This is a genomic window from Streptomyces sp. NPDC048197 (genome assembly GCF_043202395.1).
Taxonomy (GTDB): domain Bacteria; phylum Actinomycetota; class Actinomycetes; order Streptomycetales; family Streptomycetaceae; genus Streptomyces; species Streptomyces siderophoricus.
Map to the genome: position 1 here is coordinate 265,085 of NZ_JBIDAJ010000006.1, position 23,933 is coordinate 289,017.

Genomic DNA, 23,933 nt, shown 5'->3' on the forward strand with positions numbered 1-23,933 from the left:
CGGAGGGGGCGGTGTCCTGACGCGAGGGGCGGTTTCCTGACGGGAGACGGCGATGCCGGACGCAGTGGTGATCGGTGCCGGGCCCAACGGGCTGGTCGCGGCGAACCTGCTGGCCGACGCCGGGTGGACGGTCGAGGTGCTGGAGGAGCAGGAGGAGCCGGGCGGCGCGGTCCGCAGTGACCGTGGTGTGCACGCCGACTACGTCAGCGACCTGTGCAGCTCCTTCTACCCGCTGGCCGCCGCCTCGCCGGTCCTGGCGCGCCTGGACCTGTACGAGCAGGGGCTGGTGTGGAGCCATGCGCCCCGGGTGCTGGCCCACCCGCTGACCGACGGTCGCTGCGCGGTGCTGGACCGCTCCCCGGGGGACACCGCGGCCGCACTGGAGGCCTTCGGCGCCGGCGACGGGGTCGCCTGGCAGGGGCTGTGCGGCATCTGGGACCGGATCGGCCCGAACCTGCTCCAGGCCCTGTTCACCCCGTTCCCCCCGGTCCGGGCGACGGCCCGGCTGGCCGCCCGGCTCCGCGCCGCGGGCGGGCTGCGGCTGGCCCGGCGGCTGCTGCTGCCCGTACGGCGCCTGGGCGACGAGGAGTTCCAGGGCGAGGCCGGGCGGCTGCTGCTGGCGGGCAACGCGCTGCACGCCGACCTCGCCCCGGAAGCGGCGGGCAGTGGCGGGTTCGGCTGGCTGATGTCGATGCTGGCGCAGGCCTACGGCTTTCCGGTGCCGGCCGGCGGGGCACAGGAGCTCACCTGGGCCCTGGTCCGGCGGCTGCAGCGGCGCGGCGGGGTGCTGCGCTGCGGGGAGCGGGTGGTCGGGATCGTGGTGCGCGCCGGGCGCGCGGTGGCGGTGCGCACCGCGATCGGCGAGACCGTGCCGGCCCGCCGGGCGGTGCTGGCCGACGTGTCCGTCCCGGCGCTGTACGGCCGGCTGATCGACCCGCACGAGCTGCCCGGCCGGCTGCTGGCGGACCTGCGGCGCTTCCAGTGGGACTTCGCCACGTTCAAGGTGGACTGGGCGCTGGGCGGTCCGGTGCCGTGGGCGGCCGAGGCCGCCGCCACCGCCGGCACCGTGCACCTCGCCGACGGGATGGACGAACTCACGCGGTTCGCCGCCCAGATCGCCATGGGACAGGTGCCGGACCGGCCGTTCGCGCTGTTCGGCCAGATGACCACCGCGGACCCCACCCGCTCGCCGCCGGGCACCGAGTCGGCCTGGGCCTACACCCACGTACCGCACCGGGTCCGCGGGGACGCGGCGGAGCGGGGCGCGATCACCGGCGCCTGGGACCGCGGGGAGCAGGAGGCGATGGCGGACCGGGTGGAGGCGCAGGTCGAGCGGTTCGCCCCCGGTTTCCGGGCGCGGATCAAGGCCCGGCGCATCCTCGCCCCGCCCACCCTGGAGGCGCTGGACGCCAATCTGCACGGCGGTGCGATCAACGGCGGCACCACCGCCCTCCACCAGCAGCTGTTCTTCCGGCCGCTGCCGGGGCTGGGACGCCCCGAAACCCCCGTCGAGGGGCTCTACCTGGCCTCGGCCGGCGCGCATCCGGGCGGCGGGGTGCACGGCGCACCGGGGGCCAACGCGGCCCGGGCTGCGCTGCGCCGCGCGCCGGGCAGCCTGCTCCACCGCACCCAGCGCGCCCTGGGGCGGGGCGCCCCGCTCCGCGCCGGCACCTGGCCGTGACACCCGGCGATGCGCCCTAGGACGCCTGGCGGTCGCCGTCCCGCCCCGGCACGACCAGGACGGGCGCGGCCGCGCGGTGCAGCACCTCGCCGCTCACCGAACCGAGCATCAGCCGGCGCAGGCCCCGGCGGCCGTGGGTGCCGACGACCAGCAGGGCCGCGCCGCGGGACGCCTCGGTCAGCATCGCCGCCGGGCGGAGGCGTTCGACCCGGGCCTGCACCGTGACCTCGGGGAAACGGTCGAGGCGCTTGGCGGCCTCGGTACGGAGGATCTCCAGCGCGGCCGCGTCGAGCGCCTCGAAGTCCGGCGCCACCAGACTGGGGCCGGTCGGCACTTCGCCGGGGTGGAAAGTGGCGTGCAGCAGCTGCAGGCTCGCCCCGCGCGCCGCCGCCTCCTCGTACGCCACGTCCAGCGCCCGCGCGCGGAGGTCGCCGAGGTCCACCCCGACCACCACCCGGTTGTCCGGGTCCGCGGAGGTCTCCCCGGGCCGTACGACGATGACCGGGCAGTCGGCGTGGGTGGCCACCTGCTGGCTCACCGACCCCAGCGACAGCCGCGGGAAGCCACCGCTGCCGCGGTGGCCGAGGACGAGGAAGGCGGCCTCCGCGGAGCGCTCCAGCAGGACCGGCGCGGGCCGGCCGGGCACCGTCTCCGTGGTCACCGTGATGCCGGGGAACTCCACGCGGGCCAGCTCGGCGAGCCGTTCGGTGACGGCGGCCGCCGGCGCCGGCGGCCCGTGCCCCTCCCCGTCTTTGTCCCTCGTGGTACCGGCGGAATCCGGGTGGCCGGTGACGTGGAGCAGATGCAGCGGGGTGTGGTGCAGCCCGGCCTGCCGCGCGGCGTGCCGGACCACCGCCCGTTGGTCGCTTCCTTCGTCAACACCGGCCAGGACCGGGCGGATCGGTGAGGCACCGGACATCGAAGTCACTCCTGTTCGGGTCGGGCACGCCGGGGCCGGGCGACCCCGGGGGAAGGGCGGCTACCCCGCAGCGGAGCGGTCAAGCGGGCCCGTCCGGTCCGATCGTGTCCGGGGCCAGCAGCATGAGCGCCACGTCGTCCTGGCGGTCCGCCCCGGAGTACCGGTTCTCCAGCAGGACGTCCGCGAGGGCGTCGGGCTGCCGGGGCGGTGCCGCGCTCAGCCGGCCGGCCAGCTCGGCGACCGCATGGTCCAGGTCGACCCCCGGCTGCTCCACCAGCCCGTCGGTGTAGAGCGCCAGTACGGAGTCCGGCGGCAGGTCGATCTCGGTGGCCTCGTACCGGGCGTCGGGGTCGATGCCCAGCAGCAGCCCGTGCGGCACGTCCAGCACCCGGGTGCGCCGGTCGGGATGGCGGAGCAGCGGCGGCGGATGGCCGGCACTGGCCAGACAGGCCCGGCCGGAGCGCAGGTTGATGTGGACGTACAGGCAGCTGGTGAACAGGTCGGGGTCCAGGTCGGTCAGCAGCCGGTTCGTGCGGGCCAGCACCTCGCCCGGGGAGGCGCCCGCCGTCGCGTGGGCGTGCACGGCGGTGCGGGCCTGCCCCATCAGGGCGGCCGCCGCCGCGTTGTGGCCCTGTACGTCACCGATGACCGCGGCCACGCTGTCCTCGTCGAGGCGGATCAGGTCGTAGAAGTCGCCGCCGATGTCCATCCCGCGGGTCGACGGCAGGTAGCGGGCGGCGACCGCGAGGCCGGGCACCGACGGCAGACCGTGCGGCAGCAGCCCGGCCTGCAGGTCGTGGGCCAGCTGCTGTTTGGCGTCGTACAGCCGGGCCCGGTCCAGCGCCTGGGCGATCAGTCCGGCCAGCGAGGTGAGGACCTGGTGCTCGTCCGTGCTGAAGGTGCGGGGGTGGTCGTAGGAGAGGATGCAGCAGCCGACCGGGCGGCCGGAGACGATCAGCGGCAGCACGGCCCGGGCCGCCTTGCCGGTCAGCTGCGGCAGCCCCGGGTAGTCGCGTTCCATCTGCTCGGGGGTGGTGTAGAAGCTGGGCTCCCCGGTGGACAGGGCGTGCACGGCCGGGCTCTTCGCGGCGCCCAGCGCGAGCCCCTCGAAGGCGGCGATGGCCTCGGCGGGATAACCACGGTGGCCGATGGTCCGCAGCCGGCCCGCTTCCGCCGCGTACATCAGCATGCCCTGGGCCCCGAACGCCGGCACGATCTGGTCGGCGACGAGGTCGACGACGTCCTGGACGCCCACCGCCTCGGTGAGCGCGGCCGCCAGGTGCAGTACGTGGTAGATCTGGCCGGCCCGGGGCGGCACCGCCTCTGCCGGTGCGGGCACCGGCAGCGGGCCGTACTCCTTGCCGGCCGGGACCTCCGAGGGCGCGATCCACACGCTCAGGCCGCGGCCGTCCGGGAACAGCCGGAAGGTGAGCCACCGGTCGGGCGGGCGGAAGGCGACGAAGGACATCGGCCGACGGCTGATCACCGCGGCGCGGTACCGGTCCTCGAACACCGGGTCGCGCAGCCAGGGCAGTGCCTCCCAGGGGCGCGCCCCGAGCAGCCGGTCCGGCTCCGCGCCCAGCAGTTCCGCGGCGCCGGTCGTGACCAGGGTGAGGGAGCCGTCCAGGTCGAGCGCGCAGGCGCCGCCCGGCAGGCGTTCGGCGAAATCGACCGCGGCCAGCGCCTCCTCGGGGCCGACGGTCCGGGTCGGCGGCGGGGTCAGCACCCGCGGCTCGACCGTCCGCGGCGGGTCTTTGTCGAACCGCGGGGGGTGCTCCGCCAGCACCGCCGCGAGCTGCCGGCAGCCGTTCTCGACGCGTTCCCGCTCGTCCGCCGACAGGTGCGGCGGATGGTCCGCCGGCCACAGCAGCAGCAGCGCGCCCCGGCCCCCGTTCGTGTCCCGGTCGCCGATCGGCGCCGCGGCCAGCGCGAAGTCGTACGGCACGGCCACCGCCGTACGGGGGAAGTCACGGACCAGCTGCTGGTGGCTGCCCGCCCACACCAGGTGCCGCCGGCGCACGGCGACCGCGACCGGGATGGGGGCGGCCAGCGCCACCCGGCTCCACGGCTCCAGGACCGGCGCGGGCACCCCGCTCATGACCGTCAGCTGCAGCACCGGCTCGTCGTCCGCCAGCACGTACACCCCGCCGGCCGACGCCCCGGCGTCCAGCATCGTCCGGAGCAGTGCCCGGTCCAGCGGGTCGGTCCCGGTCCCGCCGCTCATCTCGCACCTTCGCACCGCTGTCGTCGTGACATCTGCGACCCACTCCGGCCCGCCGTCGGTCCGGAACAGTGCCGACGTTACGCCGACGGCCGGACCACGGCATGCGAGCGGCCGCCGGCGCCCGGGTGCCGGCGGGCGCGCAGGGGGCCGGTCGGCTGCGGGCCGTCTGGCTCGCGATATAGGACAAACCGCCGTATATCATGTAATGGCGCCTCTTGAACCTGGCGCGGGCAGCATGTCACCTCCGAATCCTGAGAGGAAACATGGCCGCAGACGAAGAGGACGACGAAGCACCGGAGCAGCGCCCGAGCCGCGGAAAGACGGCCGGGAAAGGCAGCGACGCACCTTCCGGCAGCCGGGAAACGGATGAGAGTGGAACGGAGCGCGCCGCCCGCCGCGTTTCCGCGCCGCGGGCGATGCGCTACGCGGCCGAGCAGCTCCAGGAGCTCCTGGGCCGGGCCCCCGAGTCCGTCTCCGCGGTCCAACCGACGGAGGACGGCTGGATGGCCGACGTGGAAGTCCTGGAACTCGAACGCGTCCCCACGACGAGCAGCGTGATGGCGAGCTACCGGGTGACGCTCGACGAAGAGGGCGAGCTGATGTCCTACGAGCGCACCCGCCGCTACACCAAAGGCCAGATCGGCCAGAGCTAGGCCGGGTGGCGCCCGACATCACCGTTCGCCAAATGAACGACACGGCCACTTCGGTGGAATCCGCAGTGCGCCGGTGAAAGGGAGGCACCGTGAGTGTAGTGCCGCAAGGAGGAGGAGCCGTTGCGACGGGTGGCGGACAGGCCACCGGCAACCTCTACGACGTCGTGGAACTGCTCCTGGACCGTGGTCTGGTCATCGACGTCTTCGCCCGCGTCTCGCTGGTGGGCCTGGAGATCCTCAAGGTCGACGCCCGCATCGTCGTGGCCAGCGTGGACACCTACCTGCGCTTCGCCGAGGCCTGCAACCGCCTCGACCTGGAGTCCGGCCGCAAGGCCCCCTCCAAGCTGACGGACGTCGTCGGCGAGGTCACCGAGGGCGGCGCGCGCGGCAAGACCAAGGGGGCCCTGAGCGGTGTCGCGGAGTCCGTGGCGGACGCCCTCAAGGCCGGCGTCCAGGAGTCCGAGGAACGGCACAAGGAGCCCGCGGCCAAGCGCGAGCGACCGGTGAGGCACCGAAAGGACTGAGCCATGCCCGTCTACGTCTACGCGATCGTCTCCCGCAAGCATCCGCAGAAGCTGGACGGATTGCACGGAGTGGGCGACCCGCCGTCAGAATTGCGCACGGTGGCCGGCGAGGAGCTGACCGCGGTGGTCAGTGATGCCCCCGAAGAGCTACGGCCCAAGCGCCGCGACCTCGCCGCCCATCAGGCCGTGCAGGAACGGCTGATGGCCGACGGCACGGCCCTGCCGCTGCAGTTCGGCTTCACGGCCGACGACGAGGACGCGGTGCGGACCGTGCTGGAGGAACGCGCGGAGGAGTACGCCGAGCGGCTGCAGGCGCTGGAGGGCTGTGTCGAGTACCACCTCAAGGCCGCCCAGACCGAGGAGGCGATGCTGCGCCAGATCCTCACCGAATCGGACCAGGCGCGCCGGATGAACGAGGAGGTCAGAAGCGGCCGGGCCGGCCCGGACCTGCCGGTCGCGCTCGGTGAACTGGTCTCGAAAGAGGTCGATGCACGCAAGGAACGGCTGGCCGCCGTGGTCTCCGAGGCGCTGAGCGGGTTCGCCCGGGAGGAAAGCACCTACAAGGCGGCCGGGGACGATTTCCTCAGCGTGTCCTTCCTCGTCGACCGGGACCAGGAGGAACGCCTGCGCACCGCGGTGCAGAAGATCGCCGACGAACTGGGCGAGGACTTCGACCTGCGGCTGCGCGGTCCGCTCCCGGTCTACAGTTTCGTCTGATCCGTCCGGCCCGGCCGGTCGTCCGCTTCTTCCGGACGCCCGGTCCGCGGCCCCGTCCAGGGAGTTCCCATGGGTCTGCTGGGACAGATCGCCACCCTTCCCGTCGCTCCGGTGCGCGGCATCGTCTGGGTCATGGAGAAGGTGGTCGAGGCCGCCGAGAACGAGTACTACGACCCCGCTCCGGTGGAGCAACAACTCGCGGCCCTGGAACGGCAGTTGCTGGCCGGGGAGATCGACGAGGAGACGTTCGACCGGCGGGAGGACGAACTGCTGGACCGGCTGGAGGAGATCCGGGCCCATATCAGGGGCGCCGGCGGCTGAGCCGGGGCGCCGGGCCGCCGGAACGGCGGGGAATCGAGGTGCAGGTCCGTGAGTGAACCCCTGTCCAGGAGGCTGGGTGACCATCCGTCCAGGGCCGCCCCGTCCGGCGGCCAGGGCACCTCGGCCAACCTCGCCGACATCCTGGAACGCGTCCTGGAAAAGGGCCTCGTCATCGCCGGTGACATCCAGATCAACCTGCTCGACATCGAGCTGCTCACCATCAAGCTGCGGCTGCTGATCGCGTCGGTGGACAAGGCGAAGGAGATGGGCATCGACTGGTGGGAGCACGACCCCGCACTGTCCTCCCGGGCCTCCGACGGCTACCGCTCACTCGCCGAGGAGAACCGGCGGCTGCGGGCCGAACTCGCCGCGGCGCGCGGCCGGCCCGCGGGCGACGAACTGCCGCCGGGCGACACGGCGGAGCAGCGGCAGCCCGGCGAAGCCGGGGCGGGCGAGGAAGCCGAGAACGTCCGGGCGAACGAGCGGGCCGCGGTGACCAGACAGGCCGGGCAGGCCGGGCAGGCCAGGCGGGTCAAGGCGGCCGAGCCGACGCCGACCGAGCCGGCCGAGCAGGCCGAGCAGGCTGAGCCGGCCGAGCCGGCCCGGCCCAAGGACCGTCCGGCCAACCGCGGACGGCGCAGCGTGAGCGGCAACCCGGGCACCTCAGGCACGTCAGGCACCTCAGGTACCTCGGGCCGGGCCCGCACCTCCGGCACCGCACGCAAGCGGGCCGAGCCGCGTCCCCGGGGCAAGAAGCGGGACGAGCCATGACCGAGCTCATCAGTTATGCCTACGCGGTCGCGCGGGACGCCGACGGATCCCTGGAAGCGGAGCTGTCCGGGCTCCCGGGGGTGGCCGACGCCCCGGTGCGCCTGGTGCGTACCGGCGACGACGGCGATGTGGTCGTCGCCGTCAGCGCGGTGCCCGCGGCGGACTTCGACGAGCGCGCACTCCGTTCCCACCTCGAGGACCTGGACTGGCTGGAGGTGGTCGCCCGCGCCCACCACCGGGTGATCGAGGCGCTGGCCGCCCGCAGCACCGTGCTGCCACTGCGGCTGGCCACCGTCTACGTCGACGACGAGAGCGTCCGGCTGATGCTGGCGGACCGCCGGCAGGCGTTCGCCGACCGGCTCACCGAGCTGGCCGCACAGACCGAGTGGGGGGTCAAGATCTACGTCGAGGCCGCCGAGGCCCCCGAGGAGCCGTCCGCCGACCAGGACGTGAGCCCGGGGCGGGCCTACCTCAGCCGGCGCAGGGCCCAGCGCCACGCCCGCCAGGACGCCTACCGGCACGCCGAAGAGGCGGCCCGGCGGGTCGAGGAGACCGCCCGCACCTACGCCGTCGACCAGGTCCGGCACCGGGCACAACAGGGCGAACTGGCCCAGGGCCCGGGCGAGAACGTCGTCAACGACGCCTACCTCGTGCCGCAGCAGGACGCCGAGGACTTCCGCGCCGACGTCCTCCGGGCCGGTGACGGCTTCCCCGGTGTCCGCGTGGAGGTCACCGGACCCTGGGCGCCCTACTCCTTCGCGGTCCCCGCCGAGGCCGAACCCGTGCGGAGAGCCGCGCCGTGAGGCCCGTGGGCGGGGCGCCGGCCAGGTCGGACGAGCCGCTGCCGAACCAGCAGGTCGCGCTGATCGACCTGCTGGACCGGCTGCTCAGCGGCGGGGTGGTGCTCACCGGCGACGTGGTGCTCTCCATCGCCGACATCGACCTCGTCCGCATCACGCTGCGCGCGCTGGTCGTCTCCATCAGCGCCGCGAACCCCTCCCCGTGGCCCTCGCGCGAGGAGCTGGCACAGCGGGGCGAGTTGCCGTACCAGGAGCAGCCGACGCTCCCGGAGGGCGGACCATGACCCAGGACGCCCAGTGGCCGGCCGGCGACCGCTTCGACGAGGTCGCGGACGCGGCGGCGCGCGCCTTCCGCCTGCTGCCCGCGGCACCGGAGGACGACGTGCTGCGCACGCCGGGCGGTCCGTCGCACCGGCCCGCCCACCGGATCGCCACCGATCCCGACACGGTGGAACGCGACCTCATGAAGCTCGTCCTCACCCTCGTCGAGCTGCTGCGGCAACTCATGGAGCGCCAGGCCCTGCACCGGGTCGACGCCGGGGACCTGACCGAGGAGCAGGAGGAACGGCTGGGCGAGACGCTGATGATCCTGCACAGCCGGATGGTGGACCTCTGTGCCCGGTACGACCTGTCGCTGGAAGACCTCAATCTGGACCTCGGCCCCCTCGGGACCTTGCTGCCACCGGCACCGTCCTGACCGGAGCCGTCACGCACCACACCCCGACCCCACCGCCAGGAGCACGACAAAAAGGCCCACGACAACAAGGCGTACGACAACAAGGAGCACGACAGGAGCGAGATATGGACATCAGGAAGAAGACCCGGGAGCTCAGCGGAACCGCCGCGGGCAAGGCCAGGGAAGCGATCGGCAGGACCAAGGAAACGGCCGGCCGGGCCCGCGGCGACGCGGGGCTCGAACACCGGGGCAGGGCGGAGAAGGCCATGGGCAAGGTCAAGCAGGCCGTGGAGAAGGGCCGGCACACGCTGAAGCACTGAGCCTGCCGCCCGGCCGGAACGGTCGCCGAAGCGGTCGCTACGAAACCGGTCCCCGCCGCCCGTGTCTCCGTGCGGGCGGCGGGGACCGGTGGCGTATGCGCGCGGCCCGGGCCGGTTCAGCCGCCGGCGTCGGGCAGCCGTACCCGCACGGTGCCGTCGGACTCCACGCTCACCTGGAACGCGGGCTGCGGCGCGGTGGCCGGCCCCCGTACGTTGGCGCCGTCCGACAGCCGGAAGACGCTGCCGTGCCAGGGGCACTCCACACAGCCGTCCGCGACCTTCCCCTCCGACAGCGGCCCGGCCAGGTGGCTGCACCGGTCGGCGAGGACGTGGATGTGGCCGCCCGGCTGCCGCACCACCACGAGGGGCACCTCACCCAGCTCCCGGCGCACCGCCTCGCCGACCGGGAAGTCCGCGACCCGGCCCACGGTGTGCCAGCCCGGCGCCACGAGGTGCGGCACCGGCTGGGCCTTGTTGCCGCCCGCGGCCTGCCGGTAGGCGAGGTGCCCGCCCAGCAGCCCGCCGGTACCGGCCGCGCACAGCCCCGCGAGCCCGAGCGCCTTGCCCAGCGCGGTACGGCCGCGGCCGCGCTGCACCCAGGAGTTCGCGTACAGGCCGATGGCCGTGGCGATCGACGCGGCGTGCACCAGCCCGGTGCGCATCTGGTCCTCGTGCTGCTCGGCCCAGTCCACCCAGCCGGCCAGCGCGGCCGGTACCGCGGAGACCACGCCCACGCCCACCAGCACCCGGGCCCCGCGCCGGGCGCCGGGCACCAGGTCGAGCACCGCGGCGGACAGCCAGGAGCCCAGCGGGAGCTGTACCAGCGCCGGGTGCAGTGGATGGCCGAGCGGCAGCCCGTGCAGCACATCGCGCCAGCGCCCCAGCGGCAGCCCACGGACCGCCCGCTGGAGCGGGCCGATCACCGGGTCCAGCTTCTCCAGGCGGCCCAGTTCGTCGAGGGCGCGCAGGAACGTGGCCTCGGTGCGGGCCGCGGCGTCTTTCAGCGTGCCGGTGTCGCCGCCGGCACCGGTGGCCGTCTGCAGGACGCCACCCGGGCCCGGGGAGAGGACGGCGAATTTCGTGTACCGCGCGGAGAGCCGCATCAGCCTCACTCCTCTTCGGTCTCTTCCTCGTCCTCTTCGGCGGGCGCTTCCTCTTCTTCCTCGTCCGCTTCCGCTTCCTCTTCCGCGGACTCCTCGCCTTCCTCGCCTTCCTCCCCCTCTTCGCCCTCCTCTTCCGGTTCCTCTTCCTCTTCCTCCTCGGCCGCTTCGCTCTCCTCTTCCTCGACGGCCTCTTCATGGGTCCGGACGACCTCGCCGTCGCGGATCTCGCCGCGCCAGCCCTCCGGTTCCTCGTCGGTGAGGGTCACGTAACGCTGGAAGTGCTTGAAGTCCAGCCGCAGCCGTCGTCCCTGCACCCGCCAGATGTTTCCGGTCTTCTCGAAGAAGCCCGAGGCGTAGTACTCGACGACCAGCACGATGCGGGTCAGATTCGGCGCCAGCTCGTGGAAACTCACCGCGCCCCGGGTCGACCCCTTGGCCCCCTCCGAGGTCCAGACGATCCGGTCGTCCGGTATCTGTTCCTGGACGGTCGCCTTCCAGCCCCGGGTCGACGGTCCGACCTTGGCCTTCCAGTCGCTGGACGTCTCGTCGTGCGGCGAGACATTGCGCACGCCTTTGGTGAAGCGGCTGAATTTCTCGTACTGCGTCCAGTGGTCATAGGCGGTACGCACCGGCACACCGACATCGAGGACCTCGATGATGTTGGTGACCTTCTTGTCGCCCGAGCTGCGTTTCTTTCCGCCGCCGAAAACCTCCTTGGCCTTCCCGACCAGGCTGTCCTTGACGCTCTTCGCCGTTCCGGAGAGCACCGCCTTGGCGGGGGACTTGCCGCCCAGCAGGCCCATGCCGATCTCCTTGCCCAGGGAGCCGCCGTGCTCGGCGACATCCGTGAGCCGGTCCGTCATGTCCGTCAGCTTGTCGCCGGCGCGTTCGGCGAGGCTCCCCACCCACGCCGTCACGAGGTTGCCGAACTCCTCCCGCACCCGGTCCATCCCCGAGTCCAGGCCCGTTCCCGTTCGTGCCATGACCGGTCACCTCCCGCCTCTGCCGCGCGACGTGGTCTTCTTTGCGGCGCTCTTCTTCGCCGGAGCCTTCTTGGCCGCCTTGGCCGTCTTCTTCGCCGCCGGGGCCTTCTTGGCGGCGGTCTTTCGTGCCGGGGCCTTCTTGGCGGCCTTCTTGGCCGGGGCCTGCCGGCCGGCGGTCTTCTTCTCCGGGGCCCGCTCCCCGCGGGCTCCGCCGCCGCGGCGAGGCGGCTCCTCTTCCTCCTCTTCCTCCTCCGGCTCCTCCTCGTCCTCGCGGTCGTACTCGCCTTCTTCTTCCTCTTCCTCCTCCTCGGGCTCTTCCTCCTCCTCCCGCGGCTCCTCCTCGTACTCCTCCTCCTCGTCCTCGTACTCCTCCGGGCCTAGTTGGAGGCGACGGGTACGGTCCTGGAGGGTCTCGGCGAGCGAGGCCAGCTGGCGGGTGGCGGCGGACGTCAGGGCCTTGCGGCCGGCGTCCATCACCTCACCGCGGAGCTGGTCGCCCAGCTCCGCGACCTGCGGGATGTCCCCGAGCTTGCGGACGCTGTCGGACACCAGCTGACGGGGGTCGAGGCCGGATTGGCGCCCGGCGAGATAGGACGCCGCCGTGAGCGCGAGCCGGCCCTTCTTGGTACGGCCCAGCACATAGCCGCCGGCCATGGCGGCGGCGAGCATGATCTTCGTTCTCTCGTTCATGGACGTGTCACCTTTTCCTGGGCAGCCTGCCGATCGGCGCCATATCTCCAGAGTGATCCCTGTGGTGACCTGCGCATCTCGGGCGCCTCTCGCGAGTGCGGGGCGCGGCCGCGCCCCGTGGGCAGGCCGGTACAGCGGGTTCGCCCGCCGTTACGGGCAGCCCGCTCTACGGGTTACCGGCGGTCCGGAAGAAAAACACGCGAGTCCGTCAAAGTGGCTTCGATGCGGTCAAAAAGCGGTCAAAAAACCGCAGGATGTCCGCCCTGCCGCCGGGCCGTAGGTGTGCGGACGGAAGACGACGGTCCTACGCTCGGAATATGCCGGGATCACGCCGTGCCCCGCCTCGTACGGGGGCAGATCGTGTGGGAGCCGGGGGAGCGCGGCGTGCCCGCCGGTGTGCGACCGCGGCCCGGCTGCCGGCCGTGGCGGCGGTGGCGGCGGTGGTGGCGCTGCTCGGCGTGCCGGCCGGCGCCCCCGCCGCCCCGGCGGGAACTCCCGTGCCCACGGCCGCCGGTGAACCGTCCCCCGGCCCCGGGCCGGCCCGCTTCTACCAGCAGCGGCTCTCCTGGGAACGGTGCGGACCGGACGTACGACAGAGCGCCCGCAGCCAGGGCGACACCGCGCCGCCGGGCTTCTACGACCGGCTGGAATGCGCCCGGCTGACCGTCCCACGGGACTACGGCCACCCCGACCGGACCGCGCTGCAGGTCCAGCTGGTCCGGCTGCCGGCCACCGGGCCCGGCAAGCGGCTCGGCTCCCTCGTGCTCAACCCCGGAGGCCCGGGCGCTTCCGGCGTCGACTACCTGATCGGCAGCGGCAGCGCCTTCGCGCGCCCCAACCAGCGCTACGACCTCGTCAGCTTCGATCCGCGCGGCACCGGGCGCACCGAACCCGTCTCCTGCGGCAGCCGGCTCGCCCCGCCGCCCGGCAACTCCGCCGACGACACCCTCGCGGCGAAGGAGAAGCGCATCAACGAGGCGTGCGGGCGGTACTCCGGCGGACTGCTTCCCTGGGTCGGCACCGCGGACGTCGCCCGGGACATGGACGTGCTGCGCGCCGCGGTCCACGACGACAAGCTCAACTACCTGGGATTCTCCTACGGCACCAAGCTCGGCGCGGTCTACGCCCATGAATTCCCGGACAAGGTCGGCCGGATGGTGCTGGACGGCGTCGAGGACCCCACCAAGAACACCTGGCAGACCGCGCTCGCCCAGGCCCGGGGCTTCCAGCGGGCGCTGGACGACTTCACCGCCGACTGCGTCCGTGCCGCCGACTGCCCGCTCGGCACGGACGACGGCCGGGCGCAGGACCAACTGCTCCGCTGGTACCGGCAGTTGACCGATACACCGCTGACGGTGCAGGGGCGTACGGTGGACGAGACCACCTATGTCTACGCGCTGCGCGAGGCCCTCTACAGCCGGAGCGACTGGCCGGCCCTGCGGCAGGCCCTGGCGCAGCTGCGGCGCGGTGACGGCGCGGGCATCCTCCGGCTCAGCGACATCGGCGGCAGCCTGGCCCCCACGCGCAGCACGGCCCGCGGCGGCACGGCTGTTGCCGTACCGCCGCGGGCCGGAATCCCGCCGCGGCGGACCGGGCAGGACGACCAACTGCCGCCGCAGGACCAGCTGGCCCTGCGCGCGATCTCCTGCCGGGACACCTCGGAGCGCTACGGCGCCGCGGACTATCCCCGGGCCGAGCGCGAACTCACCCTGGCTTCACCGCTGTTCGGCCCGGACATCGCCCCGACCCTGCTGGACTGCTACGCCTGGCCGGTCGCGGGCGACGACTCCTCCCGCGACGTCGCGGCGCCGGACGCGCCGCCGATGCTGCTGGTCGCCACCACCAACGATCCGGCGACCCCGTACGACGGCGCCGTCAACATGGCCCGGGCGCTGGACAACTCCAGTGTCGTGCTGACCTTCCGCGGGGAAGGGCACGCCGCCTACACCACCGGCGACACCTGTGTCCAGAATCATGTCGACCGGTTCCTGATGGACGGCGTGCTGCCCGAACGGGGCACCAGCTGCGGCTGAACGGCCCGGTGGCCGGCAGCCCGGTGGACTACCCCCGGTAGTAACGGTTGTCCTCGACGTCGACCACCGGAGCGCCGGGGGCGGGCGGCTGGGTGCGCCGCCGTTTGAGGATGCTCACGTACGTCGCGAGCCCGATGATGCCGACGATCATCATGATGATGCCGACCAGGTCGAGGTTGATCCCGGCCATGTGCCAGTCCGTCGCGAACGTGAGGATCGCCCCCACCGCCAGCAGACCGATGCACCCGCCGATACCCATGGTGTTTGCCTCCATAACTGGTGTGACGGTCAGGTCTGTTGACAGTGCGGTTACCCCGCGGCGGGGGCCTTATGTCCGTGCCGCGGCGGGACGTCCGGCGCGGACGGGAGGGGCGGGGCCCGGAGCCGGGCCCGGGCGGGCGGCTCAGCCGGCGCGCCGGCCGCCGCGGCCCGCGGTCTTCTTCGCCGCGGCCGGTTTCTTCGCGGCGGTCTTCTTCGTGCCTGCCGTCTTCTCCGCCGTCTTCTCCGCGGTCCTCTTGGCGCCCGTCGTCCTGGCGGCCGTCTTCTTCTCCGCGGCCCTGCGCCCTGGGGCCTTCTTCCCGGCCGCGGCCGGGCCGGACTCCTCGTCCTCGCCGCGCGACCGTTTCGCCGCCCGGACGCTGTCCTGCAGCGCCGCCATCAGGTCCATCACCTGGCCGGCCGGGGGCTCCTCGCCGGTCTCGAACTCCGGCTCGCGGTCGGCCAGCTTCGCCGCCACCAGCTCTTCGAGCGCCTCGCGGTAGTGGTCGTGCACGTCCTCCTCGGACAGTCCGCCGAAGGAGTCCATCAGCGCCTCGGCGGCCGCCACCTCATTGGCGTGCACCGGCGCCTCGCGCTCGGGCAGTACCCCCTGCAACGGGCGGATCTGGTGCGGCCAGAGCAACTGCTGCATCACGAGGACGTCGCCCATCGGCCGGATCATGGCCAGCGTCTCCCGGCCGTGCAGGGCGATCTTCCCCAGGCCGACCCGCTGGTGCCGTTCCATCGCATCGCGCAGCAGGACGTACGGTTTGGCCGCGGCCGGGCCGTCGATGCCCAGGTAGTAGCCCTTGCCCAGCTGCAGCGGGTCGATGTCACCGCCGGCCACGAAGGCGAGGATGGTCAGCGTCTTTGCGGTCGGCAGCGGGAGGGCCTCCAGGTCCTCGTCGCTGAGCGGGACGACGGTGTCGCCGTCGCCGGGCCGGTAGCCGCGGCCGATCTCGTCGGGGGAGACCTCGGTGTCCTCCAGGGAGCACACCGGCTGGTTGCGCACCCGCCCGCCGTCCTTGGTGTGGATGCGGACGAAGCTGACCGACGCGGAGGTCTCCGTGGCGTTGTACGCGGCGACCGGGATCGTGACCAGGCCGAAGCTGATGGCGAACTTCGCCGTGGGACGCATGGGGGCCGCCTTCATCGGTGCGTTCGGCTCCATGCTAAGCGGGCCGGGCAAACCGTACATCCCGTGTCATATCGGGCATGGCCCGATCGGGTCGGGCGGCGGCCGACGGGGGCCCCGGATCACCGGGCGGCCCCCGGGCAGGGTCAGGTCACGCCACGGCGTGCCGGTGGTCTCCCGCGCAGAGCGCCCAGATGATGAAGATGTCGATGGCGACCAGCGTCAGCGCCCAGAACGGGTAGTACGGGATCCACAGGAAGTTCGCCAGCGCGCTGAGACCGACGAGGACGACACCGAGGATGCGCGCCCATGTCGCCCCGCTGGCGATCAGGGCGACGCCCGCCGCCAGGATCACGATGCCGAGGATCAGGTGGATCCATCCCCAGCCCGCGAGGCTGAACGAGAACACGTAGTTCCGTGTCGTGAGAATGACGGTGTCCTTCGCGATGGCGGAGATGCCCTCCAGCAGGGTCATCGCCCCACCGAAGATCATCAGTACGCCCGCGAAGGCCGTCCATCCCCCGACGATGGTGGGTTTCTGCGTGGCCATGGCTCACTCCTCACCTGAGAAACCTGGCCGGCCGCCGGCACGATCCCGGCGGTGGTCAAGTGGTCATGCACTGTTTCCACGTTTCCACAGGGACCGGCCGGCCGCATGTCAGGGGTGAGGGGCCCGCATTGAGGGGGGATCAGCGCCGGCCGGCCCCGGGGCGCGGCGCTGCGGCCGCGTCCGAGGTGCCCGGTGCGGGCAGCGGATCGGGCGCGGGGCCCGGTTCGGGCCCCGGCGTGGGCGGCGCCGGATGCGGCGGGATCGGATCCGGCTCGGGGGCCGGTACCGGCGGCGGAACCGGATCCGGTCCGGGGGCGGGCACCGGGCCGGGGCGCGGGCCCGGCGTGGGTCCGGGCGGCCCGGGCCCCGGGCCCGGCGTCGGTGGTACGGGATCGCGGGCTCCGCGCCCCCACTGACGGCACGTCGCGTCCGGTACGAGATGCGCTACGGGATCCGGCACAAGACCCTCCTTCGCTACGGCCCCACGGGCGGTACGCGCCCCATGAGGCCCCTTCGGGACACCACCCTTGTTGCCGTTTTCGGGCCCGGCATGCGGCGTGGCGGGCGGCCGCCACCCGGACGCCGGAGCGTACGGCGGCCCGCAGCGGGTACCCCCGCCCGCATGGACGACACGGACAGGGACCGGGAAACCGGCAGGAAAGAGACCGGCAAGGACGGCACCACCGGGAAGTCCGGCAACTCCGGCAAGGGCGGCAAGGGCGGTACGAAGACCGTGCGGGCGGGCGGCCGGACGGTGGAGGTGCACCGCCCGGACAAGGTGCTGTTCCCGGACGACGGGCTGACCAAGGCCGATGTCGTCGACTACTACCGCCAGGTGGCCGCGGTCGCGGTCCCGCACCTGCGGGACCGCCCGCTGATGCTGGAACGGCTCCCGGAAGGGCTGGACGGGCCGCACTTCATGCAGAAGGAGACTCCGGACCACTACCCCGACTGGATCCGCCGCGAAGAGGTCGCCAAGGAGGGCGGCACCGTCACCCATCCCGTCTGCGACGACAAGGCCACCCTGCTCTACCTCGCCGACCAGGCCTGTCTCACGCTGCACCGCTGGCTGTCCCGGGCCGGCCGGCCCGACCACCCGGACCGGCTGGTGTTCGACCTCGACCCGCCCGGCTCCGGCTTCGAGCCGGTACGGGACGCCGCGCGGCAACTCGTCGGGCTGCTGGACGAACTCGGGCTGCCGACGATGCTGATGACCACCGGCTCGCGCGGGCTGCACGTCATCGTCCCGCTGGACGGCCACGGCGACTTCGACACCGTACGCGGCTTCGCCCAGGACGTGGCGGAGGTGCTGGCCGGGCGCCACCCGGACCGGCTCACCACGGCCGTGCGCAAGAAGGCCCGCGGCGACCGGCTCTACCTGGACGTCCAGCGCAACGCCTACGCACAGACGGCCGTCGCCCCCTGGTCGCTACGGGCCAGGCCGGGCGCGCCGGTCGCCGTGCCGATCCGCCACGAGCAGCTCGACGACCCCGAACTGACCGCGCAGAGCTGGTCGTTGACGGACCTGGCGGGCGTCCTGGAGCAGGCACGGGCCCGGCCCTGGTCGGCGGTGCCGGCCCGCGGGCGGTCGCTGCGCACGGCCCGCAAGCGGCTCGACGCACTGCGCTGAGGGGCCGTCGGCCCGGTCAGTCCGCCGGCGGTCCGGTGTCCGGCGCGTGCGGACCGGCGGGCCGTCGTCCGTCGTCCGGTCCCGGTGCGTGCCGTTCGCGGTCGGCGAGCACCGCCTCGTCGAGCAGTGCGCGCTCCCGGCGGGCCCGTTCCCGGTCCTCGGCCGAGGCCTCCGTGACGTCCAGGAAGATCTGGTCGGCGACCGGCCACCGGCGCCGGATCTCCTTCTTCACCCGGACCAGCACCTCCTCTACCTCCTCGCTGTCCAGACCGCCGACGAGGTCGATCCGGGCCGCGACCAGCGTCGACCGGGTGCCCAGCCGCATGGTCAGCAGGGTCGTCACCGCGTCGATCTCCGGCTGCCGGTCCAGGAAGCGCGCGAGCGCCTGGCGCAGCGCCGGATCGGCGGCCTCACCGATGATCCGGCCGCGGGACTCCTTGGCGAGCTGGTAGGCGACGTACATCAGCAGCGCCCCGATGACCACCGACGCCCAGCCCTCCCACGCCACCTCGCCGGTGAGCAGGTGCAGCCCCACCCCGGCCATCGCGACCAGCACGCCGAAGCAGGCGGTGGCGTCCTCGGCCAGCACCGTCCGCAACGCCGGGTCGTCGCCCGCGCGGATCGCGGCCGGCATGCTCCGGCCGGTCTCCCGCGCCTGACCGCGGACCTGCGCCAGCGCACGCAGCAGCGACGAGCCCTCGGCGAGCAGCGCGACCACCAGGACGACCAGCCCGACCGTGTAGCCCGTGCGGCTCTCCGAACCGCCCGAGCGCAGCGCCTCGACGCCCTGGAAGAACGAGAAGCAGCCGCCCATCACGAAGATCCCGACGGCGGCGAGCAGCGACCAGAAGTACCGTTCCTTGCCGTAGCCGAACGGGTGCCGGGAGTCCGGGGCGCGGGTGCTGCGCTTGACGGAGGCGAGCAGGAAGAGCTCGTTGAGGCTGTCGGCGACCGAGTGCGCGGCCTCGGAGAGCAGCGCGGGCGAGCCGGCGATCAGCCCGCCGGCCACCTTGGCCAGGGCGATCACCAGGTTGGCGCCGAGCGCCACGAACACGGTGACCGCGGTCCTGGCGTCCGCCCCGTCCTGCGCCGGACCGTCCTGCGACGGCCCGTGGTGCGTCTCGTCCTGAGTCCCGTTCGACACCATGTGCCTCCGGTGGTCGCGTCGGCCGGCCGACGCGAAGGGTAGCCGCCCGCGGCGCGGCGCGCACCCGGGCCGACCGGTTGGTTCCGACCCGGGGGAGGGGGCAGCCTGGAAGCGGAGGAGACCCGCACCCCGACGACGTCAGGAGCCGGCCATGGGCGGTACATCCGACCGGGCCCTTGCCCGTACGCTGCTGGAACGGCACGGCACGACCTATGCCCAGGAGAGCGGCATCCGGCTGCGCAACACCCCGCAGCCGCTCTACCAGGTGCTGGTGCTGGCCCATCTGCTCAGCGCCCGGATCCGGGCCTCCGTGGCGGTGGCCTCGGCGCGTGCGCTGTTCGAGGCCGGTCTGCGCACGCCGCGGCGGATGGCCGACGCGACCTGGCAGCAGCGGGTCGACGCGCTGGGGGAGGGCGGCTACCGGCGCTACGACGAGCGGACCGCCACCCAGCTCGGGGACGCGGCGGAGGTGCTGCTGGACGAGTACGGCGGGGATCTGCGGCGGATGCGGGACGCGGCGGACGGCGACGTGACCGAGTTGCGCGGCGCGCTGCGCAAGGTGCCCGGCCTCGGGCCCGCGGGCTGTGACATCTTCCTGCGCGAGGTGCAGGGCGTCTGGCCCGAACTCGCCCCCCGCGTGGACGGCAAGGCCCTGCAGGGCGCCGGGCGGCTGGGCCTCCCGGAGGACGGCCGCAGGCTGGCCCGGCTGGTGGGCGAGGACGAACTGGCGGCGTTCGCCTCGGCGCTGGTGCGGGCCGCGCTGGACAGGTCCGTGGTGGACGACGTGCGCGGGGCGGCGGACGGCTGAGGCGGCGGACGGCCGAGGCGGCCGGGAGCCTCCGGCGGCCGGTGACCGCCGGCAGCCGTCAGGCGATCAGGGCGCCCAGCAGGGTGACGCCCGCGAGGAACCAGGCGATGTAGTCGCCGACATGACCGGAGTGCACCCGGCGCAGCAAAACGGTCCAGCGGGCCGGCTCGTCGCCCACCGGCCGCCGCACGGTCCACAGCGCGAGGCCCGCGGCCAGCGCGGTGGCCACCAGACCCCACAGCACCCCGGAGGCGGTCCAGTGCGGCGGGGGAGTGGGCACCGGCTCCGCCGCCCGGCCGTGCAGCACCGCCGCGAGGTAGCCGGTGTGGTCGGTGAAGGCGTCCGCGGCCTGCCCGATGCCGGTCCGCAGGCCGGGGACCAGCCCCACCGCCAGGGCCGCGGCCAGCAGCACCGCCGGCACGGTGAGCATGGTGTCCGGGATCCGGGAGAGCAGACCGCCCCGGGTCTCCGGCTCCTCCTCACCGGTCGTCTCGTCGGCCGGGTGCTCACCGGCGTCGGCCGGCCGGGTGCCCAGACCGAGGAACACCCGGGCCCCGGCCCGCAGCACCGCGCCCCCGGTGACCGCCGACACCAGGACGAACAGCGCGGTCGCCCAGCCGCCCACGGCCTCCTCGGTGACCGCCTTGCCCAGCGCGGTGCCGAACGGCGGCAGCCCGGCCAGCGCCAGACCGCCGGCTCCGAACAGCGCGCCCACCCACGGCAGTTCGCGACCCCGGCCGTGCAGCTGGCGCTCGTCGACGCTGGCGAACCGGTCCAGCAGGATGCCCACGCACGCGAACAGCGCCGCCTTCACCCCGGCGTGCCCCAGGACGTACACCGCGACGCCGCCGACCCCCTCCGGGCTGAGCACCGCGAGACCCACCAGGAACAGTCCGGCGTGCGCCACCGTGGAGTAGGCGAGCAGCCGCTTGAGGTGGCGCTGCTGCCAGCACATCAGCGCGCCCAGGACGGCGGTCAGCACGCCCAGGGCCAGCAGCGCCCGGTGGACGTCCGGCGCCGGCAGCCCGCCCGGACCGGCGAACACCGTCCAGTAGACCCGGGCCGTGCCGTACAGCCCCAGCTCGACCATCACCCCCGACATCAGCATGCACACCGGTGTCGGGGCCACCGCATGGGCGTCGGCCAGCCAGAAGTGGAACGGCACTGCCGCCGCCTTGACCAGCAGTCCGGTCACGACCAGGGTGAAGGCGGCGATCAGCAGCGCGTCCGGGGCGCCGCCGGGCGACCCGGCCAGGGCGTTGCCGATCTGTGCGAAGCCCAGCTCGCCGGTGTGCGCGTAGAGCAGGCCGATGCCCAGCAACGTGGCGTATCCGCCGAGGGAGTTGACCACGCCGAAGACCAGGGCGCCCTGGACGGCCCGGGCCTCCTCCACCCGGTAGCCGGTCAGCGCGTACGCGACCACGCCCATCAGCTCGAAGAACACGAAGGCGTTGAAGAGGTCGCCGGTGAGCGTGAAGCCGCACATGCCGGCCTGGAAGAGCAGCACCAGCGCCGGGAACGAACCGGCGTGCCGGCGCGGCGGCTCGTCGAAGTACCGCCAGGCGTACGCGAGCGCCGCCAGCACCAGCAGCGAGACCAGGGTGGCCAGCCCGAGGCCGGTCCGGTCGCCGACCAGCACGATGCCCACGCTCACCCCGCCGTGCGGCCGCCAGCCGCCCACCCACTCGGCGGGCTGCCCGGCCGACGACCCGGTGGCCGCCAGCGCGAGCAGGGCGAGCACCGCGGCACCGGCCGCGAACAGGCAGCCCAGCGTCTCGGCGGCGTATCGGGGCAGCCGGCGGCCCGCCCCCACCAGCAGCGCCGCACCGAACATCGGGGTGACCACGATCAGCGGCAGGGTCTGTGCGACGCTCACCCCCGCAGCTCCGACAGCTCGTCCGGGTCCACCGTGCGGTGGCGCTTGGCGACCTGGATGACCAGGGAGAGCAGCAGCGCGGTCACGGTCGCGCCGATGACGATGTCGGTCAGCGTGAGCGCCTGCACGACCGGATCGACGACCGGGCGCGAGCCCGGGGCGATGTCGGAGAACACCGGCGCGGTGGCGCCGGAGCGGTAGCCGACGGCCAGCAGCAGGACATAGGTCGACGACTGGCAGACCGCCAGACAGCCCACCGCGTGGATGAGGTTGCGGCTGGTCGCGATCCCGTAACACCCCATCAGGAACAGCCAGCCCGCGACCACGTACGGTGCTGCGCTCATGCCCGGTCCTCCGCCTCCTCGTCCGTACTCGCGATCTCCACCGCCTGGTCCAGGAACCGGGCCAGCAGCACCACCACCCCGGCGGCGACCTCCACGCCGATGGCGGCGTTGAGCAGCGGGACGGTGCCTCCCGAGGAGAGGGTGTTGAAGGTGCCGTAGGGCAGGAAGTTGCCGAGGAACGCCCAGCCCGCCAGCAGCGCCGCCGCGCCCACCAGGACGTACGCCGCCTCGCCCGCGGCGTCCGCGACCTCGTACAGCCCGAGCGGCCGGATCCGTTCCAGCGCCCGGTAGTCCACCGCGATGTAGAGCAGGTGCAGCGAGGTCGCCACCACCACCCCGCCCTGGAAACCGCCGCCGGGGCTGAGCTGGCCGTGCGCGACGATGTACAGCCCGATCAGCAGGGTGACCGGCAGCGCGAACAGCGCGTAGCGGCGCACCGACGGTGCGACCCGGGCCGGCTCCGGCTGCTGCCGGTCCTCGTCCCGGGTCTGCCGCAGCAGCACGACGGTGCCCAGCACCGAACCGAAGAGGATGGACTCCTCGCCGAGGGTGTCCAGGGCCCGCTGGTCGAAGTTGACCGAGGAGATGGTGTTGGCGGTGTGCCGGGCGAGCGCGGCCCGCACCGCCCGGTCGCCGTACGGGTGCCGGTCACCGCCGAACGACGGCAGATCGAGGCAGGCCAGGACGTACAGCACCGCCGCGCCCAGTCCGCCCAGGGCCAGCACCCACATCCGCAGCCGCATGGTCATTCCCGCTCCTCCCGGCGCTCGCTGCGGGCCTTGCGGCGCACCTTGCGCACGGACAGCAGCACCATCAGCGGCGTCAGCGCGGAGCCGACCGCGAGCTGGGAGAGCGCGACGTCGGGCGCCTGCAGCAGCAGGAAGAGGGTGGCCAGCGACAGCCCGAGCAGGGACAGCAGGAAGGACTGGCGGACGGGATCGCGCACCAGGACCGCCCCGGTCCCGGCGGCGGCGACCAGGAGCAGGCCCAGCAGCACCGGCAGTTCACCGGTCATCGGACATCCCCTCCGCGGGCGCGCCCCGCCCGTGCCCCATGGCCGCCGCGGCCTGCACGGCCCGGGTCGCCACCCGGCAGCCCAGCGCCAGCAGCACCCCGATGACCAGCAGCTTCACCATCGCCCGGCCGGGCCCGGTGGCGACGCAGAGCGGCAGGACCACGGCGGCCACCGCGACGTAGTTCACCGCCGTCAGCCCGCGCAGCCACCGCTGCCCGGGCGGATGGTCCGCCAACTGGTCGGCGAGCAGCCGCACGAAGAGCAGCGTCCCGGCCGGGCCCAGCACCGAGAGCATCAGCGCGGTGTCGACGTAGGCCGGCCGGGCGAAGCCCTGCGACAGCAGCAGGAAGACCAGGCTGAGGAACGTGGTCGCCACGTTCTGCGCGGGCACCCGCCGCCGGGCCCGCCCGGTGGCCACACCGCAGGCGGCCGGGGCGAAGCCGCACAGCAGCAGCGCGGTGCCCGCGGCGGTCCAGCCGTTCACCGGTCGCCGACCGCACGCCGGGCCCCGCGGGCCGCCGCGGCGGCGACCAGTCCGGCGCCCGCACCGACCACCCATTCCAGGGTGTCGACGGGACCGATCAGCATGATCCACAACAGGGTCAACGCCGCCCACCAGCCCAGGAGTTCACCCCCGGCCGCCAGCGCTCGCACCATCCGCCACACACCTCCCTGCCGACCGGGTACCCGGGCCTCAGGCTCACATGCGGCGCCCCGGCCGCCCCGTCACCGCGCCGCGCATTACTCCGTCGGGG

28 protein-coding genes are annotated in these 23,933 nt (G+C 73.7%); 13 read left to right on the plus strand and 15 right to left on the minus strand.

Annotated elements, in window-relative coordinates:
- Positions 1 to 52: 52 nt before the first annotated feature.
- Positions 53 to 1,681 carry a phytoene desaturase family protein gene (locus ACGF4C_RS11600; RefSeq protein ID WP_393565364.1) on the plus strand — a complete coding sequence of 543 codons (1,629 nt, stop codon included), beginning with the start codon at positions 53 to 55 and terminating at the stop codon, positions 1,679 to 1,681.
- A gap of 16 nt (positions 1,682 to 1,697) precedes the next feature.
- Here ACGF4C_RS11600 and ACGF4C_RS11605 read toward each other — a convergent pair whose 3' ends face one another.
- Both ACGF4C_RS11605 and ACGF4C_RS11610 read right to left on the minus strand, forming a co-directional pair.
- Positions 1,698 to 2,600 carry a universal stress protein gene (locus tag ACGF4C_RS11605; RefSeq protein WP_393565366.1) on the minus strand — a complete coding sequence of 301 codons (903 nt, stop codon included), beginning with the start codon at positions 2,598 to 2,600 and terminating at the stop codon, positions 1,698 to 1,700.
- Between the two features lie 79 nt (positions 2,601 to 2,679).
- Positions 2,680 to 4,824, minus strand: a complete 2,145-nt coding sequence (locus ACGF4C_RS11610; RefSeq protein WP_393565368.1) for a SpoIIE family protein phosphatase — start codon at positions 4,822 to 4,824, stop codon at positions 2,680 to 2,682.
- A gap of 263 nt (positions 4,825 to 5,087) precedes the next feature.
- Here ACGF4C_RS11610 and ACGF4C_RS11615 point away from each other — a divergent pair, with 263 nt between their 5' ends.
- From ACGF4C_RS11615 to ACGF4C_RS11655, 9 genes are all read left to right on the plus strand, one after another.
- A complete protein-coding gene (locus ACGF4C_RS11615) occupies positions 5,088 to 5,477 on the plus strand; it encodes a gas vesicle protein (RefSeq protein ID WP_030411250.1) in 390 nt (129 codons plus the stop codon).
- 89 nt (positions 5,478 to 5,566) lie between these two features.
- Positions 5,567 to 6,001, plus strand: a complete 435-nt coding sequence (locus ACGF4C_RS11620; RefSeq protein WP_030411251.1) for a gas vesicle structural protein GvpA — start codon at positions 5,567 to 5,569, stop codon at positions 5,999 to 6,001.
- A 3-nt stretch (positions 6,002 to 6,004) separates the two neighbouring features.
- On the plus strand, positions 6,005 to 6,718 hold the full coding sequence (locus ACGF4C_RS11625; protein WP_393565370.1) for a GvpL/GvpF family gas vesicle protein: 714 nt from the start codon (positions 6,005 to 6,007) through the stop codon (positions 6,716 to 6,718).
- Positions 6,719 to 6,787: 69 nt separating this feature from the next.
- Positions 6,788 to 7,039 carry a gas vesicle protein GvpG gene (locus ACGF4C_RS11630; RefSeq protein WP_030411253.1) on the plus strand — a complete coding sequence of 84 codons (252 nt, stop codon included), beginning with the start codon at positions 6,788 to 6,790 and terminating at the stop codon, positions 7,037 to 7,039.
- A gap of 48 nt (positions 7,040 to 7,087) precedes the next feature.
- Entirely contained in the window at positions 7,088 to 7,810 is a 723-nt protein-coding gene (locus tag ACGF4C_RS11635; RefSeq protein WP_393565372.1) for a gas vesicle protein, read from the plus strand.
- Positions 7,807 to 8,613, plus strand: a complete 807-nt coding sequence (locus ACGF4C_RS11640) for a GvpL/GvpF family gas vesicle protein (RefSeq protein WP_393565373.1) — start codon at positions 7,807 to 7,809, stop codon at positions 8,611 to 8,613. The genes ACGF4C_RS11635 and ACGF4C_RS11640 overlap by 4 nt, the downstream gene beginning before the upstream one ends.
- Positions 8,610 to 8,894, plus strand: coding sequence for a gas vesicle protein (locus ACGF4C_RS11645; RefSeq protein ID WP_393565375.1), 285 nt, complete (start codon positions 8,610 to 8,612; stop codon positions 8,892 to 8,894). The genes ACGF4C_RS11640 and ACGF4C_RS11645 overlap by 4 nt, the downstream gene beginning before the upstream one ends.
- Positions 8,891 to 9,307: a gas vesicle protein K gene (locus ACGF4C_RS11650; RefSeq protein WP_393565377.1), complete on the plus strand. Its 417-nt coding sequence runs from the start codon at positions 8,891 to 8,893 to the stop codon at positions 9,305 to 9,307. Before ACGF4C_RS11645 ends, ACGF4C_RS11650 begins: the two co-directional genes overlap by 4 nt.
- A gap of 104 nt (positions 9,308 to 9,411) precedes the next feature.
- Entirely contained in the window at positions 9,412 to 9,606 is a 195-nt protein-coding gene (locus ACGF4C_RS11655) for a CsbD family protein (RefSeq protein WP_393565379.1), read from the plus strand.
- A gap of 116 nt (positions 9,607 to 9,722) precedes the next feature.
- On the opposite strand, the gene ACGF4C_RS11660 is transcribed toward ACGF4C_RS11655, so the two are convergent.
- The 3 genes from ACGF4C_RS11660 to ACGF4C_RS11670 are packed head-to-tail and all read right to left on the minus strand — an operon-like array spanning position 9,723 to position 12,382.
- Entirely contained in the window at positions 9,723 to 10,709 is a 987-nt protein-coding gene (locus tag ACGF4C_RS11660) for a Rieske 2Fe-2S domain-containing protein (RefSeq protein ID WP_393565381.1), read from the minus strand.
- A gap of 5 nt (positions 10,710 to 10,714) precedes the next feature.
- Positions 10,715 to 11,692, minus strand: coding sequence for an SRPBCC family protein (locus tag ACGF4C_RS11665; protein ID WP_393565382.1), 978 nt, complete (start codon positions 11,690 to 11,692; stop codon positions 10,715 to 10,717).
- 6 nt (positions 11,693 to 11,698) lie between these two features.
- The gene (locus ACGF4C_RS11670) at positions 11,699 to 12,382 is read right to left on the minus strand and encodes a histone protein (protein ID WP_393565384.1); all 684 of its coding nucleotides are present in this window, start codon (positions 12,380 to 12,382) and stop codon (positions 11,699 to 11,701) included.
- 362 nt (positions 12,383 to 12,744) lie between these two features.
- On the opposite strand from ACGF4C_RS11670, the gene ACGF4C_RS11675 reads away from it, so the two are divergent.
- Entirely contained in the window at positions 12,745 to 14,415 is a 1,671-nt protein-coding gene (locus ACGF4C_RS11675; protein ID WP_393565386.1) for an alpha/beta hydrolase, read from the plus strand.
- 28 nt (positions 14,416 to 14,443) lie between these two features.
- Here the strand turns inward: ACGF4C_RS11675 and ACGF4C_RS11680 are convergent, their stop codons facing one another.
- The 3 genes from ACGF4C_RS11680 to ACGF4C_RS11690 form a co-directional block, all read right to left on the minus strand.
- A complete protein-coding gene (locus ACGF4C_RS11680; protein ID WP_030411263.1) occupies positions 14,444 to 14,674 on the minus strand; it encodes a hypothetical protein in 231 nt (76 codons plus the stop codon).
- 144 nt (positions 14,675 to 14,818) lie between these two features.
- Entirely contained in the window at positions 14,819 to 15,811 is a 993-nt protein-coding gene (locus tag ACGF4C_RS11685; protein WP_393565387.1) for a Ku protein, read from the minus strand.
- Between the two features lie 148 nt (positions 15,812 to 15,959).
- Positions 15,960 to 16,358, minus strand: coding sequence for a hypothetical protein (locus ACGF4C_RS11690; protein WP_030411265.1), 399 nt, complete (start codon positions 16,356 to 16,358; stop codon positions 15,960 to 15,962).
- Positions 16,359 to 16,980: 622 nt separating this feature from the next.
- Here ACGF4C_RS11690 and ligD point away from each other — a divergent pair.
- Positions 16,981 to 17,988 carry a non-homologous end-joining DNA ligase gene (gene ligD / locus ACGF4C_RS11695; protein ID WP_393565389.1) on the plus strand — a complete coding sequence of 336 codons (1,008 nt, stop codon included), beginning with the start codon at positions 16,981 to 16,983 and terminating at the stop codon, positions 17,986 to 17,988.
- Between the two features lie 16 nt (positions 17,989 to 18,004).
- Here ligD and ACGF4C_RS11700 read toward each other — a convergent pair whose 3' ends face one another.
- Complete coding sequence (locus tag ACGF4C_RS11700) at positions 18,005 to 19,135, minus strand: cation diffusion facilitator family transporter (protein ID WP_393565391.1); 1,131 nt, start codon at positions 19,133 to 19,135, stop codon at positions 18,005 to 18,007.
- A gap of 151 nt (positions 19,136 to 19,286) precedes the next feature.
- On the opposite strand from ACGF4C_RS11700, the gene ACGF4C_RS11705 reads away from it, so the two are divergent.
- Positions 19,287 to 19,943: an endonuclease gene (locus ACGF4C_RS11705; protein WP_393565393.1), complete on the plus strand. Its 657-nt coding sequence runs from the start codon at positions 19,287 to 19,289 to the stop codon at positions 19,941 to 19,943.
- 58 nt (positions 19,944 to 20,001) lie between these two features.
- Here ACGF4C_RS11705 and ACGF4C_RS11710 read toward each other — a convergent pair whose 3' ends face one another.
- From ACGF4C_RS11710 to ACGF4C_RS11735, 6 genes are read right to left on the minus strand one after another with little or no spacing between them, the layout of a single operon-like run.
- Positions 20,002 to 21,819 carry a complex I subunit 5 family protein gene (locus ACGF4C_RS11710; protein WP_393565395.1) on the minus strand — a complete coding sequence of 606 codons (1,818 nt, stop codon included), beginning with the start codon at positions 21,817 to 21,819 and terminating at the stop codon, positions 20,002 to 20,004.
- Entirely contained in the window at positions 21,816 to 22,163 is a 348-nt protein-coding gene (locus ACGF4C_RS11715; RefSeq protein WP_030411270.1) for a sodium:proton antiporter, read from the minus strand. The genes ACGF4C_RS11710 and ACGF4C_RS11715 overlap by 4 nt, the downstream gene beginning before the upstream one ends.
- The gene (locus ACGF4C_RS11720; protein WP_393565397.1) at positions 22,160 to 22,912 is read right to left on the minus strand and encodes an MnhB domain-containing protein; all 753 of its coding nucleotides are present in this window, start codon (positions 22,910 to 22,912) and stop codon (positions 22,160 to 22,162) included. Before ACGF4C_RS11720 ends, ACGF4C_RS11715 begins: the two co-directional genes overlap by 4 nt.
- Positions 22,909 to 23,178, minus strand: coding sequence for a hydrogenase subunit MbhD domain-containing protein (locus tag ACGF4C_RS11725; protein ID WP_393565399.1), 270 nt, complete (start codon positions 23,176 to 23,178; stop codon positions 22,909 to 22,911). Before ACGF4C_RS11725 ends, ACGF4C_RS11720 begins: the two co-directional genes overlap by 4 nt.
- Positions 23,168 to 23,662, minus strand: a complete 495-nt coding sequence (locus tag ACGF4C_RS11730) for a monovalent cation/H+ antiporter complex subunit F (RefSeq protein ID WP_362137876.1) — start codon at positions 23,660 to 23,662, stop codon at positions 23,168 to 23,170. Before ACGF4C_RS11730 ends, ACGF4C_RS11725 begins: the two co-directional genes overlap by 11 nt.
- On the minus strand, positions 23,659 to 23,835 hold the full coding sequence (locus tag ACGF4C_RS11735; protein WP_385857492.1) for a hypothetical protein: 177 nt from the start codon (positions 23,833 to 23,835) through the stop codon (positions 23,659 to 23,661). Before ACGF4C_RS11735 ends, ACGF4C_RS11730 begins: the two co-directional genes overlap by 4 nt.
- Between the last annotated feature and the right edge of the window lie 98 nt (positions 23,836 to 23,933).

Coding starts and splice junctions, on each gene's coding strand:
- ACGF4C_RS11715 (WP_030411270.1), bottom strand. CDS start 22,163: ATGAGCGCAGCACCGTACGTGGTCGCGGGCTGGCTGTTCCTGATGGGG.
- ACGF4C_RS11685 (WP_393565387.1), bottom strand. CDS start 15,811: ATGCGTCCCACGGCGAAGTTCGCCATCAGCTTCGGCCTGGTCACGATC.
- ligD (WP_393565389.1), top strand. CDS start 16,981: ATGGACGACACGGACAGGGACCGGGAAACCGGCAGGAAAGAGACCGGC.
- ACGF4C_RS11705 (WP_393565393.1), top strand. CDS start 19,287: ATGGGCGGTACATCCGACCGGGCCCTTGCCCGTACGCTGCTGGAACGG.
- ACGF4C_RS11700 (WP_393565391.1), bottom strand. CDS start 19,135: ATGGTGTCGAACGGGACTCAGGACGAGACGCACCACGGGCCGTCGCAG.
- ACGF4C_RS11665 (WP_393565382.1), bottom strand. CDS start 11,692: ATGGCACGAACGGGAACGGGCCTGGACTCGGGGATGGACCGGGTGCGG.
- ACGF4C_RS11725 (WP_393565399.1), bottom strand. CDS start 23,178: ATGACCGGTGAACTGCCGGTGCTGCTGGGCCTGCTCCTGGTCGCCGCC.
- ACGF4C_RS11655 (WP_393565379.1), top strand. CDS start 9,412: ATGGACATCAGGAAGAAGACCCGGGAGCTCAGCGGAACCGCCGCGGGC.
- ACGF4C_RS11600 (WP_393565364.1), top strand. CDS start 53: ATGCCGGACGCAGTGGTGATCGGTGCCGGGCCCAACGGGCTGGTCGCG.
- ACGF4C_RS11630 (WP_030411253.1), top strand. CDS start 6,788: ATGGGTCTGCTGGGACAGATCGCCACCCTTCCCGTCGCTCCGGTGCGC.
- ACGF4C_RS11650 (WP_393565377.1), top strand. CDS start 8,891: ATGACCCAGGACGCCCAGTGGCCGGCCGGCGACCGCTTCGACGAGGTC.
- ACGF4C_RS11680 (WP_030411263.1), bottom strand. CDS start 14,674: ATGGGTATCGGCGGGTGCATCGGTCTGCTGGCGGTGGGGGCGATCCTC.
- ACGF4C_RS11660 (WP_393565381.1), bottom strand. CDS start 10,709: ATGCGGCTCTCCGCGCGGTACACGAAATTCGCCGTCCTCTCCCCGGGC.
- ACGF4C_RS11610 (WP_393565368.1), bottom strand. CDS start 4,824: ATGAGCGGCGGGACCGGGACCGACCCGCTGGACCGGGCACTGCTCCGG.
- ACGF4C_RS11735 (WP_385857492.1), bottom strand. CDS start 23,835: ATGGTGCGAGCGCTGGCGGCCGGGGGTGAACTCCTGGGCTGGTGGGCG.
- ACGF4C_RS11670 (WP_393565384.1), bottom strand. CDS start 12,382: ATGAACGAGAGAACGAAGATCATGCTCGCCGCCGCCATGGCCGGCGGC.
- ACGF4C_RS11640 (WP_393565373.1), top strand. CDS start 7,807: ATGACCGAGCTCATCAGTTATGCCTACGCGGTCGCGCGGGACGCCGAC.
- ACGF4C_RS11605 (WP_393565366.1), bottom strand. CDS start 2,600: ATGTCCGGTGCCTCACCGATCCGCCCGGTCCTGGCCGGTGTTGACGAA.
- ACGF4C_RS11625 (WP_393565370.1), top strand. CDS start 6,005: ATGCCCGTCTACGTCTACGCGATCGTCTCCCGCAAGCATCCGCAGAAG.
- ACGF4C_RS11615 (WP_030411250.1), top strand. CDS start 5,088: ATGGCCGCAGACGAAGAGGACGACGAAGCACCGGAGCAGCGCCCGAGC.
- ACGF4C_RS11690 (WP_030411265.1), bottom strand. CDS start 16,358: ATGGCCACGCAGAAACCCACCATCGTCGGGGGATGGACGGCCTTCGCG.
- ACGF4C_RS11720 (WP_393565397.1), bottom strand. CDS start 22,912: ATGACCATGCGGCTGCGGATGTGGGTGCTGGCCCTGGGCGGACTGGGC.